Here is a 12954-nt window from a genome sequence, read left to right as displayed (position 1 = left end):
GCGTGGCTCACGAAGAAGCCGGCGGCGAAGCAGACGACCGCGATGAGGGTTCTCCGCACGCCGGCCTTCACCGGAACATCCCGCCCTCGCCGCGTTCCACCCACGTGCCGCCGTTGATCTGATAGCTGAAGCGCTGTCGGTAGCGGTCGGCGAACGCCGTGGTCACCAGCGGCCCGTTCGCATCCCTCGCCTCGAAGACCTGCTGCTCCCCGCCGACCTCCGCGTGGATCTCCAGGTACCACTCGCAGCATGACGTCGTGGCACGTCCGACGACGTTGAACGGCTGGGTCTGACCGGGTTCCAGTTCTACGTTCTCGCCGTAGGTCCAGGGATCGCCGAGCGAGCCGTCCGCGTTGGCGGTCCGCGCCCTCGGCTCGTCCTCCTCCAGGTCGAAGGTCAGGTCGATCACCGGGACACCGCCTTGCGCGCCCGCCCACACCAGCGCGCCGGACAACGGCGCCGTCCGCTTCACCTTGGCCTTGACATCGGTGATCAGCACCGGTTTCGGCCAGTGGTTGACGACTGTCATCCTGGTCCTGGTGAAGTTGTACGGCTCTCCGAACGAATTGGACGCGATGTGGACCGGCCGCGCGCCGCTGGTGAGCGGCCCGAGTTCAGGCCCACCCTCGACCTTCAGCAAGTCCTGCACCTGGGCATCCGACAGCGGATCGGCGAACGCCCAGCCGAACGCGTCGTCCACCCGGACCTGGCGCTCCACTTTGGCCACGAGCACGCCCTTGACGCGTGCCTTCTCCTCCTCCGCCTGCTTGACGTTCTCCTGAGCCCTCGGCTCGCCGAACGGAGCGAAGACCGCACCGGTGGCACCGCCGACGACCGCGAGCCCGAGACCGAGCAGCACATCGCGGCGTGGCACCAGCCGCCGACGCCACAGCGCGCGATGCGCCAGGTCCTCGACCCGCGCGGCGAAGCGCTCGTCACGCCGGAGTTGCTCCGCCAAGGCGGCTGTGAGCTCACGAGCCACCCGTCCGTCGGCCGCGAACACCGCCCAGGACGACGCGTCACCCAAGTCGTCCACGAGCCGCGACTCCACGATGTCGTGCAGATGTTCCCGACTTCGCCTGAGCGAATTCTTCGCCGCGAGAACCTCGAACGTGAATTGTGCCAACTCATCCGGATCCATGACTCCCCCGGTGCCACCTGACCGACACTTCAGACGATATCAACCCCGGCAAGCACGGCAGAACCCGAATAACCCTCGATCGCAGAACGCCCAGCCGGCCCGCGCAGCGATATCCGACCGGCACGAATACTCGACAACGCCCCGGGCCGCCCCGTTGTCCGCCGAATTGCGGCCTATCGTCCCGTGCCGCTCGAAAGTCACCGCAGGTCGCTTATCACGAGCGTCGTTCCAAGCGCCCACGACCGAACACCTTCGACTCAATATCTGTCCCGGAGGGACGGAGAGAAGATCGCCACATCAGGTCCGAAGGCGACCGCCAGAGTTCCCCGCTGACCGAGGGACAGGCATTCGATGGACGCGGGCATCGCCAACTCGTCAAGGCAGACGCCCGTGCCGAGGTCCCATGTCCGCACAGTGTCGTCAGAGTCACCGGTCACTACGACGTGTCGGTGGCCGATCTTGGCGATCGCGATGTGCGTGGTGTACGTATCGCGCCCCGTGGACAGCTGCCCGATCTGCCGTTGCTGTGCCAGGTCCCACACCCGTGCGGTCTCCTGATCACTGGTGACCACGACAGGTCGACCGTCCAGCTCGGCCGTCGCGGCCGCCACTATGTACGTGCGGTGGCCGACGAGCCTGCCGATCTCCTGGCGCGCGGCCAGGTCCCAGACCCGCACGGTTCTGTCCAACCCACCGGTCACCGCCACGGTGCGCGCGTCCATCGTGGTCACCGCCAAGGCGGAGATGTCGTCGGCGTGGGCGATGAGCGGTTCGCCGATCTGTTCACCGGCCTTCAGATCCCAGAGCCGCACCGCACCGTCGTGGCAGCTGGTGACGACGACCGGGCGACCGTCGATCTCGGTTGCCTCGATTGTCCTGATGCTGTAGCCGCGGTCCGTCCAGATGCTACCCACCGGCGCCAAGTCGGCCAGGTCCCACATGCAGAGATCGGTGTAATGACCGCTGAGCAACGCGACGGGACGACCGCCAAGCTCGGCTACCCCGATGACGTGGTACTGACTCGACCTGGCGCGGGCGCCCTCGGAACGGGCGGGTAGCGAGCCGACTTGCCCCTGCGAGACCGGATCCCACACCCGCACCGTGACGGCGGGCTCCTCATCATCCGAGTCGTCGAAGGGACTGCTGGTGACAACGAAGCAACCGTTGTCTCCTTCTGCCACCGCCACTGCCTCGATATCGGCGTCGTGGCCGACGACAGGTCGACCGGTCTCGCCCCGCTCGGTCAAGTCCCAGAGGTAGACCGACCTGTCGAAGACACAGGTGATCACGGCGGGCCTGCCGTGCAGCTCGGCCACCGCGAGGTCCTTGACCTGCTTCGCGTGGCCGGTCAGCGGCGGCCCGATCTGGACGCGGTCGACCAGGTCCACCACACGAATCGTTCGTTCGTCGGAGCCACTGCCGACCGTGATGGCGACGGGCCTGCCCTGCCACTCGGTCACCCTGACCGCGGTGACGCCTGCCGGGTGACCGGTGATCGGGCTGGACAGTTCCTGTCGCTCCGCCAGGTCCCACATTCTCAGTGGTTCCTCGTCACCACCGGTGACGACGACCAGACGTCCGGCCACCTTCACCATCGCCACCGCGTAGATGGCTCCACCATGCGTTCCGAGGTCGCCGATCGGTTTTCGCTCAGTCAGGTCCCATACGCGCACGGTTCCGTCGAGGCTCCCGGTCACGCCGACGAGCCGGCCGTTGTGCTCCGCCACCGCGATCGCACTGATCTGCATGGTGTGACCCTGGAGCGGCCTGCCGATCAGCCGCTGCTCGACCAGGTCCCACATCCGGACCAGGTGGTCGTCGCCTGCGGTGACGGCAATGCGGCGTCCGTCCAGTTCGGCCACCGCGATCGCCCGGATGCCACCTCGGTGCCCACTGAGCGGCCTGCCGATCAGCCGCTGCTCGACCAGATCCCACAACAGCACCGTCCCGTCACCGTCATAGGCTCCGCTGCCGCAGGTGAGCGCGACAGGGCGACCCGCCAGTTCGGTCGTCGCGATCGCGTGTACGCCGTCCACGTTCCCGATGAGTGGCCGGCCGATCTGTCGTTGCTCGACCAGATCCCACAGTCGCAGCGTCCCGCCACTCCTGCCGTGTGAGGCGAAATCGCCGGTGACGGCGACCGGGCGACCATCGACCTCGGTCACGGCGACGGCGTTGACGTATCCGGTATGACCGGTGAGCGTGGCCATCGTCGCCTTCGGCCGGATGCTCCCGGTGGCGAAGCGGATCCGCCATTCCAGCTCGGGAAGTTCCAGGACATCCCGCACGGCGTCGAATCGGCGCTGCAGGTCCCGCATGCCGAGTCGCGCGGCGTCGAGTGCGAGGATGCGGCATCGCGCGCTGGGCGGGAGGTCGCGATGTTGGTGAAAGGACATCCGGTAGACGACCGCGGCGCGCTGCCCGTGATCGGTTGCCGTGTACGCCAGCGCGGCTCGCAACTGGTCCGGCTCGGCGTGCAGCAGGAAACCGGGATCGGTCAGCAGATCGTCGAGCAGTCCCGCTTCGGCCGCGTGCGTGGCGAGGTGGGTGCGCGGGTATGGGTCGGTGGCACCCCAGTCGCGGTGCCGGGCTCGCAGCGGTAGCGCGTCGATGAGCGCGGTGGTGATGGCCTGGTGCGGCGCGTGGTTGGGACATTGGTCACGGAGGTACTCGTCGAGTGCCTGGTGGTAGAGCCGGTAGCGGGGCTGCCCGGAATTGCCGTCGACGCGTTCCATCAGGTAGTTCGCGGTGCTCTGGAACACCGCCTCCAGTTGGGCTTCGGTATGCGCATGGCCGTGGTGCAGGGCATTCGCAACGGTGAGCCAGGTGCTGTCTCGGGACAGGCCGTCACCGTGGGCGAAGGCAAGCGCGGTGAGCAGGCGACGGGTCAGCTCGGTATCCGGACCGCAGCTGTCCAGATACCTGTCCATGGCCTGGCCGATGGTTTCCGGGAAATCGTCCAGAGCGACTGGAGGAGCGGAGAGAGACGTCAGCCAGCGGGTGACCAACTGGGCGACGAGGAAGTTGGACCGGGCTTTGTCGGCCACCGCTTCGCTGATCGCCGCCAGCTCCCCACGAGGGAGGTCGCGGTATCGGGTGAGATCCCCGTCGCCGGTCAACCGGCTGGTCACGTAGTCGACGACGTCCTGATTCCGCAGGTACGAGCCGGACTCCAGGTCGATTCGCTGAGCGGTGCCGCCGAACGCCGCCAGGATGCGAGCCCGCTCGCTACCGGCGGGTGCTGTCCGCACAGCGGCGAGAACCCGTACCGCGCGCGTGTCGGCGAGGTCGCGCAGCAGTGCGGCGATGTGCCGCGCTTCGTCAACGGTGACGGCCTCTTCCACCGCGTCGACCACGACGCTGAGCGGCCGATGTCCCGTCTGCACCCGTTCACGGAGCCCGACCAGGAGTTCCAGTGGTTCTCCGGCATCAAGCCCTGCCGCATCGGCCAGTCGGTGCACCACATCAACGCAGGTGAGACCAGTCGCCAGGACTCCGACATCGAACGCGCCGCGCGGTGGTCGCGGACCATCTGTCGGCACTGCCGCACCGAGGACGCGGTCAGCCGAGACCAAGAGGTGCGCCAGCAGAGCTGATTTTCCGGAACCCGGGCCACCGGTCACCACGAGTGCGCCGGAACTGGGAGCAGAGAGCCAATCGCAGATCACCTGGCGAGCGACATGCCTACCGGTGAAGAACCAGGCACTCGAATCGGACTCTACCTCGGAGCCTCGGGCCCGAGGGAGCCAGTGGGTTTTCAGGCGCGGGTCCAGATCCAGGCGCCAGCCGATCTGATCTGCCAGCAACGGCACCAGATCACGCAAGTACGTCAGCGGCAGCACATGCGCATGGCGTTGGCCATCGCGCACGACCATGATGCCGATCACGGCATCGACCTCATGATCGAACACCGGCGCACCGGAGAACCCCGGTGCGGGTGACCATTCCGCCGCGCCGTCCGCCTCAGCCTGGACCCACACACCACCCGGACCGTCGAAACTGCCCACCTTGCCGCGAATCACGTGTGCCGTCGACGTGTCCGGCGAAAACCCGTGCGTGGAGAAGGTGTGGCCTTGAGGCGAGGACGGCGCCTTCAACGGTGCTGGGATGAGCTCAACCGTTTCCGTCAGGCGCAGCGACGCGGCGTTTCCGGACGAGTCCGGCTCGATCGGCTGCCAGCTGACGATGGTCGCGCGGCGGCGAACAGGCGGATCGGCGAACGGGAAGTCCACCACCACCTCGCCCTGCGGAATGGTGCCGGTGCCCGCGGGTTGGCCCAACAGCCCGCCTGCCACATGGGCACAGGTGAGCACGTGGCGGTCGTCGATGAGCAGACCAACCCCGATGCCACTGCCGTCCTGTCGGCTCAGCCGGGCCAGCCACGGCGGCCGCTGAGCCAACCTGGCCGCCGTACTGCGGACACCGTGCTGCGCTGCGGAGGAGTAGTGAATGTGGATTCCGCCGGCCACATACCCGGCTTGCACCACCGGCCCTGAACCATGGCCCGTCACCGTATTGACCGTGACTGCCTTTGCCCCATCGGGTCTCCTGGCCACCTGTCGATACTCGTCAAGTCGCGTTGGCTTGGCAAGCACATCGCCGTGAGGTTGTCCCCGTGAACCGGACACCCTGACCCCAGACAGCGGTCTGGGGAGGGATGTCGCCGTGTCAGGCAAGTCGAAGTACCCCGAGCGGTTCCGCGAGGACGCCGTCGACCCGGCCCGCTCGTCGGACCGGGCATTAGGCCACCCCGATAGACACAGATCAGTGCTTCGCCCGGTCCGCCACCATCAATAGAATTTACTTATACAAGACTGAGAGTACGCGACGGACGGCCCCTCGGGCACCAACTTACTGGCCGGGACGCGATCGCCGATCCAGTTACCACTCTTCGTCCCAGGACTTCTCGCCCCGCAGGCCTGGCAACCATGCGCTGCACCAGACTCATTGATGATCGGCATTCGGTAACCGGGTCGATCCGACCACCACGAGCGATCGACACACCCTCCGCCGCATAGGGCCCTGGCTCCACCGTCAGATCGACGACCTTGTTCTCCCGGTCGCAACCATGCATCAATACTGCCACAGACCCGACAAGCACGTGATACGTGTGCATATCATCGACAGTCAGGTCGTGGACTGGCTCGAGATGCGCGTATCTGCGGACACTTAAAATAAACGCGTCCGACGGCTCCCATTCTGCTCCCACGCACTCCCCGCTCCCGGGCGATCTGCGGACCGCCGACCCCGTAATAGAAATTCACGGGCGCGATCCCGGTAGCTGCCGACGACAGATTATTCAGTCTACACTGAAATTATAGAGTCGACGCACGCCAAGGTGATGCCTGTACCGCTCGCAAAGTCATCGGGCTGCACGTCGATACGCCGCAGGGCATTCCGGTCGGCGACGATTGCCGACCTGCCCATACCGGTGTGCGGTCAGGTCGCCAACCGTCGCCAGGAGGCCAGGAACACCAGAGCCGCGATGAGCGACCCGGCCGAGGCGAACGACCCGGCACCGAGGTGGACGTCCCACTCGTAGTCGTGGTCACGCACCGCGCCGGCCAGGCCGGCGCGGGCGAGCGGCACGCCCCACAGGACACCGCCCAGGACCAGCCCGACCACGGCGGACATCGCGGCGATCGCCCCGATGACGGCCCGGCCGACCCGGCGACGGCCCTCGTAGCGGTGCAACGCTCCGCGGCGCACGAGCCACCACGACGCGAGCGCGGCCAGGGCCAGGGCGATCGCGTCGGCTGCGAGGGTGTCGCTGAGCCGGTGCCACTTCGCGGTGAGCGTGTACTGACCGATGCCCACCGCCCACGGCAGCAGGAGCAGCATCACCACACCGCGCCACCGGTGGGGCGCGACGATCACGGCGGCGAACAGCACGGTCATGGCGATCGCGGTGTGCCCGCTGGGCAGGCTGTTGTGGGTGTAGTCGCCGGTCACCTCCACCAACGGGGGCCGCACGAGCACGAACCGCTTGAGGCCCTGGACGACGACCTGGCCGAGCACCACGACACCGACCGCCGCGGCCGCGAGGTCCCACCGCCGCCGCAGCACGCCGACCAACGCGATCAGCGCCACGGCCACCGCCAGCGAGTACACGGTGATCTCGTCCAGCGCCCGCCACGCCTCACCGGCCTCGGCCGAGTCGACCTGGTCCGCGCCGCGCAACGCGGCGTTCTCCAGCGCCTGACCCGTCGCGGTCCACACGGCCAGCACGTAGACCAGCGCCGCCACCCCGAAAGCCGCGACCGCGATCACCGCCCACCGCCGGGACCGGATCGGTGCCGCGACCTGCTCCGGTCGGCGGTCGGACTCTTCCTCCGATGCCACGCCCACACCCTCCACCACGACGATCAGAGGTCCATCATGGAGCGGGCCGGCGCCCACCGCCCGGTGTGGCCACGCCGCGGACGAGGGCGATTACCGGACGGTACCCCTGTCTCGGGGGAAGACCGGTCACAGCTACGGAAGGGCCCGTCCAATCCTCGGTGCGAGTCGTGCCCAGGCCGCTGCGGCTCGGGTAGCGCGAGGTTCGGACCCGTGCCCCCACGATCCGCTCCCGGCGCCCCCAGAGGCGGCGCGATCGGGGAAGTCGGCGGCGGCGCGTCTGCCGGCCGTTCTCGGCGAGGTCGTCGGGCACGGAGACCGCGTCCGTCCGTGCCGGCGGGTACACGTTTGGTTGCAATCCTGCTCGTGGACCGGTGCCCGAGTTTGGTCGCCCGGGTGCGGGGCACCTCCCCCGGCATGGGCCTTGACCACCGCGATGAACCCGTGAACGTCGCGGAACGGGAACCGGGACTGCCGCTGGGTCGAGCCGACGGTGATGAGCACCCCCAGCTGGTGGCGACCCTGACGGGTGCGTTCCGTGACGACCCGCTGTTCGCGTGGCTGTTCCCGGACCGGGCGACACGCCCGCACCGCTCAAAGGAGTTCCTCCAGGCGATCGTCGAGTCGACCGCCGGCCACGGCGGACTCGTGATGACCTCGCCCGACTACGAGTGCGCCTACCTGGCGTACCCGCCCGGCTGGCACGGCGAATCCGCCGAGGACAGTGCCCTCGACCGCCCAGGGCTGCGTGACCGGGCCGACGCCGTGGGAACGCTGACGCGACTGCTGGGACAACACCGTCGCGGCCTGCCGCCACACCTCTACTGCACCTACATCGGCACCAGGCCCGAGGCGCAGGGCCAGGGCAGGGGCCGGGCACTGATGGCCGGCTTCGCGGCCTGGTGCGACGCCGAGGCCGTCGGCTTCTACGCCGAGGCGACCTCACCGAGAAGCCTGGCGCTGTACGAGCGCACCGGGTTCCCCCGCCTCGGCGACCCGATAACCCTGCCGAACGGACCTCGTCTCCAACCGGTCTGGCGCAGCCCACGAAACCCGGAACCGAGCCCGCACCAGTGACCGCCCGACGGCAGCCGCGGTGACCACGTCGTCGGCGCCACCGCACACCCGACCGCGTCCTGGATCATCCAAGCCGCCGGGGAACCTCGTCATGGACCTCGAAGTGATCCCAGGTCGGGTCGTAACGAACTGCTGCACCTGTTGATGATCGACACCGAGGCGTTCGGCCATGGGCTGCATCGACTGGCACATTCGCCATCCAGCAACAGTCCACGCGGGTGCAACCCTCCTTTCCGCGCTGATCACGCCGGGCGAGTCCTGTGCCGCTCGAAAGTCATCGCCGCTGGTAGAGCAATGCTCAGGAGCCGGTCGGACACCCCTGTGGCACCTGCCGCGTTCGCGCCGGCGACGCGGGCGTGGCTCTGATCGGCCCGGCCGGGTCTGCAGCGCTTCGCGTGTCGTGACCCACGTGTACGTTCGCCTGTCGCAGGGCATCCGGTCCGGTGTCGACCTCGTGAAGGCGGTTCGGGTGGATCCATGGCGTGACGGGCTTCGTGTGGCGGTGGTCGTTCACCCGGTCGCCGTAGTGGAGCACTCCGGATTTCGGGACCTGGTATCCCACACCGCCCGGGACCGCGGCTGGTGCGAGCCGCGGTGGTTCGAGACCACCCGTGACGATGCCGGGACAGGGGTGACGGCACTCGCCCTGCGCGACCACCCGCACCTGGTCCTGGCGTGTGGCGGAGACGGCACGGTCAACGCGGTGGCCGCCGGATTGGCGCACACCGGGGTGGCGATGGGCATCGTGCCGATCGGCACGGGCAACCTCGTGGCCCGGAACCTGGGGATCGGCAGCGCGGTGGAAGACGCCGTCGCGTCGGCGTTCGACGGGGTGGACCGCCGCGTCGACATGGGTCTGCTGGACGGACGCCCGTTCATCGGCATGGGCGGGATCGGCCTGGACGCGGAGATGGTCCGCGACACCTCGCCCAGGATGAAGCGCCTCCTGGGATGGCCCGCATACCTACCAGCGGTCCTCAAGGGTCTGAGGTCGGGCGCCAGTCGGGTGGCGGTACGGTTGGACGACGGCCCGTGGCTGACCCGCCGCGTCCTGGGGGCGGTCGTCGGCAACATCGGCGCTCTGCAGGGCGGGGTTTCCCTCCTGCCGGAGGCTGATCCCGCCGACGGGCTCCTGGACCTGGCGTTGCTGCGCGACGTGCACACCAGGGGTTGGCTCGTCACGGCGGGACGGCTGATCGGTTCCCGCCGGGTGGACGGACCGGCGGTGGAACGGTTCCGGTTCCGACGCCTGGAGTTGCGCAGCAACCGCACCAAGCCGTTCGAGGTCGACGGAGAAGTCTGCGGCACGACCAGGACGCTGAAGGTCGAGGTGGACCCCGGAGCGCTCGTCGTCAAGGTGCCGGCATGAACTCGCCGACCCCGTCCCGAAAGCTGTCCGGTCGCCGGCTGTGACCGGCATTCCGGGCGACCGCGAAAGTGCTGGTGCGGTTGTTGCGCGAGCGTGACGACCTGCGCGTAGTGAGCATGCCGGAGCCGACGCTGGATCCGCAGCCGCCACCCGCCACCGACCAAGCAGCCTCACCCACCTCGACATCCGCCAACGACTGGGGGGCATCCTCAACGAGTGCCACCACGCCACCTGACGTGCACGGACGACATATTCGGCAAGCACAGGGTCAGCGGCCAACTGGCGCGCCGCACCACTGCGGTGGCGGTCACGGGAACACGGTCACGTGCGGCATCGCGATCCTGAGGTCGTCCAGCAGGCCCGGGTCGACCGACCCGTAACCCACCACGGACACCTTCTTCAGCGAGTCCGCCCACCTCTCGACGCCGGCGAACGACCGCAGCGAGCCACCCTCGATCCGCAGCTCCACGACCGACTCCGCGAACTCGAGCGAACGGAGGTCCCCCAGGTCCATCTCGATGATGCTGAGGTTCGCCAGGCGCAACCTTGTCCTGATCGACGCCAGGTGCTCCTCCGGCCACCCGGAGATCCTCAGGTTCGACACCTGGTCGGGCAATTCGTAGCGGACCGCCGATGACCAGCCTTGGCCGGGGTGCGGCAGGTGGACCTGTTTCAGCGAGCCCATGTACTTCACCGCGGTCAGCGCGACTTCGCTGTCCACGAGCAGGCGCGGCAGGGTCGACTTCGCCAACACCGCCTCGCCGTACTCCCGGACGTCGAAGAAGGCCATGCACCGCAGGACCTCCTCGAACACCCGGGGCCGGGGATCGGAGGCGAACCGTGCGATGACCGGCAACGCCTCCTCGATCCGCGTCTCGGCCAACGCCCGAATCGTCGCCGTCACCTCGTCGACGGTCTGTGGTTGGCAGTCCGCCAGCAGGTCGAGCACGAACGGGCCCGCCGCCGCGATCGCCTTCGCCTTGTTGATGGACGACGGCGGCAGCAGCCGTGCCGTGTTCAGCTGGATCTCCCGCCGCAGCGACCCGCTCAGCTCGGGCGCGGTCTCCAATGACGCCAGCACCAGCAGGTTCAGATCGCCCCGTTCGAGCAGTCGCCCCAACAGCTCCTCGCGCTGCGTCTGCGACGCATGGCCGACCGCCATCACGACCACCTCGTGCCACTGGTCCAGGTGGGCGTGCTGCACCACCGTGCCCACGTCATCGGTGTTCATGGCGTCCTGGGCGGCCAGGTACTCCTGGAACGTGCGGTGGATGAAGTCGACCCGGCCATCGACCGGCTCGCGCAGCAGCCCCGAGCGTTCCAGCAGGTGCCGATAGACATCCTGGTTGCCCGCCCGGACCTGGGGCATCAGGTGCAGCCGCTGAGAGATGCGGTAGAGCGCCCGCGGCACGTCGACGTCCGTGTAGCCGTTGCGAATGAGCCAGTACGCCAGGTCGGCCAGCAACAACACCTTCTCGGTCCGGCCCAGCCCTTCGATCGCGCCGATCTTGCGCTCGACGTCGCGCCGCTCCAGCAGCATCTGCAACGCCACCTCGTACAGCTCCATCCGGTTGGTGGGCAGCGTGGCACGCCGGTCCCGGTGCAGGGCGCACAACAACGCGCACAGCAGCGGGTACCCGGCGAGCTTGCGCAGGTGGCCACGGGTGTCCAGTAGTTCGAGCAACCCGGTCTCATAGTCGTCGAGCGCCTGGCGCGACTCGTCGTCGATGCATCCCAACCGCATCGCGTCGTGCCACCGCGTCACGAACAGCCGGACGTCGGCCCGGCTCATCGGCTGCAGGTCCAGCACCGAGAACCGCGCGTCATCCAGCCACTGCGAAGGCGCGGCGCCAGGCCGGGACGTGACGATCACCCGCGCCAGCGGAAACGCGCCGACCAGGTCGCGCAGCCACGTGCGCGCCTCGTCGCGGCGGCCAGCCGCCAACTCGTCCACGCCGTCGACCAACAACAACGCGCTGCCGTCGCGTAGTTTGCGCTGCATCCAGCCGTGCGGCATCTCGCCCGCGACGTACTTGCCGACCTCGTCCAGGAACCGCTCCGGCGCGGGCAGGTCGCGGCCCGCGTAGCGCCGCAGCGGAATGAAGAACGGCACCGTCCCGTTCCAGTCGGCCAGCCGGTCGGGGAAGTCGCTCAACGCGCTGCGCACCGCGACCCACTGCAACAGCGTCGTCTTCCCGAGCCCGGCCTCGCCCCGGATGAACACCCGCCGCGCACCGGCTAGCAGCTCCTCGACCCGGTGGATGGGGCTGAGCTCGTCGGCGGAGGCCATGACGCTGATGTAGGCGACCGACAGCGGGTAGCGCCGGCTCGCGTCGGCCAGCGTCACGCCGAACATCTCGACGTGGTCGAGCTTGCGCGCGACGAGCTGCCGGTAGTCGTAGTCGAACCCGTCTGTGCGGTCGCGCTGCGGCAGGCGGGCCAGGACCTCACGGATGCCGTCGAGCATCTCGCGGTCCCGGCGCAGTAGCTCGGTCAAGGCGTTCGCGGAGAACGCGGGCAGGCCGCGGGAGATCTCGATGACGTAGCCGCAGCACTCGCGCAGCAACAGGTCGTGCAACGCCGTGCCGTCCGCCGACAGCAGTGCGCTCCGCGCCGGCACGCGGCGGCGGATCGCCCGGTCCAGGTGGCCTGCGTCGAGGTCGGCCGCGAACAGGTCGTCGTCATCGAGGTCTACCTCGTCGAACGTGTCGCGGACGGCGTCGATCGCGGCCAGCCGCTCGTGCTCCGGGAGCGCGCGGAACTCCGCGTCGATGATGGGCTCGATCCGGTCAACCACGGCGTCGGCGAAGTTGTCCAGGAGCCGCGCGAACTTGCGCCGATCGCGTTCCCTGGTCAGTTGGCCGGACAGGTGGTCGACCGCGGCGCCGCCGACCTCCGCGGCGATCTTGTGATCGCCCAGCCACAACTTGGTGGCGGTGCGGACGGCAACCGTGCCCAGCGCGATCAGGGCGGCTTCGACGGACATGGACCCATCCAAGCCCGTCGAAGCCGCAGCAGGACCACACTC

At 68.6% G+C, this 12954-nt stretch carries 6 protein-coding genes and 1 pseudogene; 2 read left to right on the top strand and 5 right to left on the bottom strand.

Annotation, left to right across the window (positions count from 1 at the left end; all coding sequences use genetic code 11):
- Nucleotides 1-67 precede the first annotated feature (67 nt).
- The 3 genes from EDD40_RS36800 to EDD40_RS36790 all read right to left on the bottom strand — a co-directional run bounded on the left by EDD40_RS36800 (nucleotide 68) and on the right by EDD40_RS36790 (nucleotide 7483).
- Nucleotides 68-1036 carry a hypothetical protein gene (locus tag EDD40_RS36800; protein WP_148089033.1) on the bottom strand — a complete coding sequence of 323 codons (969 nt, stop codon included), beginning with the start codon at nucleotides 1034-1036 and terminating at the stop codon, nucleotides 68-70.
- Between the two features lie 362 nt (nucleotides 1037-1398).
- Nucleotides 1399-5697, bottom strand: coding sequence for a trypsin-like peptidase domain-containing protein (locus EDD40_RS36795; RefSeq protein WP_148089032.1), 4299 nt, complete (start codon nucleotides 5695-5697; stop codon nucleotides 1399-1401).
- Nucleotides 5698-6580: 883 nt separating this feature from the next.
- The gene (locus EDD40_RS36790; protein WP_123748558.1) at nucleotides 6581-7483 is read right to left on the bottom strand and encodes a phosphatase PAP2 family protein; all 903 of its coding nucleotides are present in this window, start codon (nucleotides 7481-7483) and stop codon (nucleotides 6581-6583) included.
- 441 nt (nucleotides 7484-7924) lie between these two features.
- Between EDD40_RS36790 and EDD40_RS42150 the strand changes: the two genes are divergently transcribed.
- On the top strand, nucleotides 7925-8557 hold the full coding sequence (locus EDD40_RS42150) for a GNAT family N-acetyltransferase (protein ID WP_170185335.1): 633 nt from the start codon (nucleotides 7925-7927) through the stop codon (nucleotides 8555-8557).
- A 94-nt stretch (nucleotides 8558-8651) separates the two neighbouring features.
- On the opposite strand, the pseudogene EDD40_RS44930 reads toward EDD40_RS42150, so the two are convergent.
- A pseudogene (locus EDD40_RS44930) lies at nucleotides 8652-8816 on the bottom strand (transposase); the annotation flags it as partial.
- Nucleotides 8817-8957: 141 nt separating this feature from the next.
- Here EDD40_RS44930 and EDD40_RS44520 point away from each other — a divergent pair.
- Nucleotides 8958-9926, top strand: a complete 969-nt coding sequence (locus EDD40_RS44520; RefSeq protein WP_425471363.1) for a diacylglycerol/lipid kinase family protein — start codon at nucleotides 8958-8960, stop codon at nucleotides 9924-9926.
- Nucleotides 9927-10233: 307 nt separating this feature from the next.
- Here EDD40_RS44520 and EDD40_RS36775 read toward each other — a convergent pair whose 3' ends face one another.
- Nucleotides 10234-12912, bottom strand: a complete 2679-nt coding sequence (locus EDD40_RS36775) for an NACHT domain-containing protein (RefSeq protein ID WP_123746954.1) — start codon at nucleotides 12910-12912, stop codon at nucleotides 10234-10236.
- Nucleotides 12913-12954: the final 42 nt, after the last annotated feature.

The organism is Saccharothrix texasensis, assembly GCF_003752005.1.
In the GTDB taxonomy this organism is placed as follows: domain Bacteria; phylum Actinomycetota; class Actinomycetes; order Mycobacteriales; family Pseudonocardiaceae; genus Actinosynnema; species Actinosynnema texasense.
This window is presented reverse-complemented; position numbering and strand designations above follow the sequence as displayed.

Bases quoted from the DNA above. Each gene is read 5' to 3' on its own strand.
- EDD40_RS36775 (WP_123746954.1), bottom strand. From the start codon at position 12,912: ATGTCCGTCGAAGCCGCCCTGATCGCGCTGGGCACGGTTGCCGTCCGC.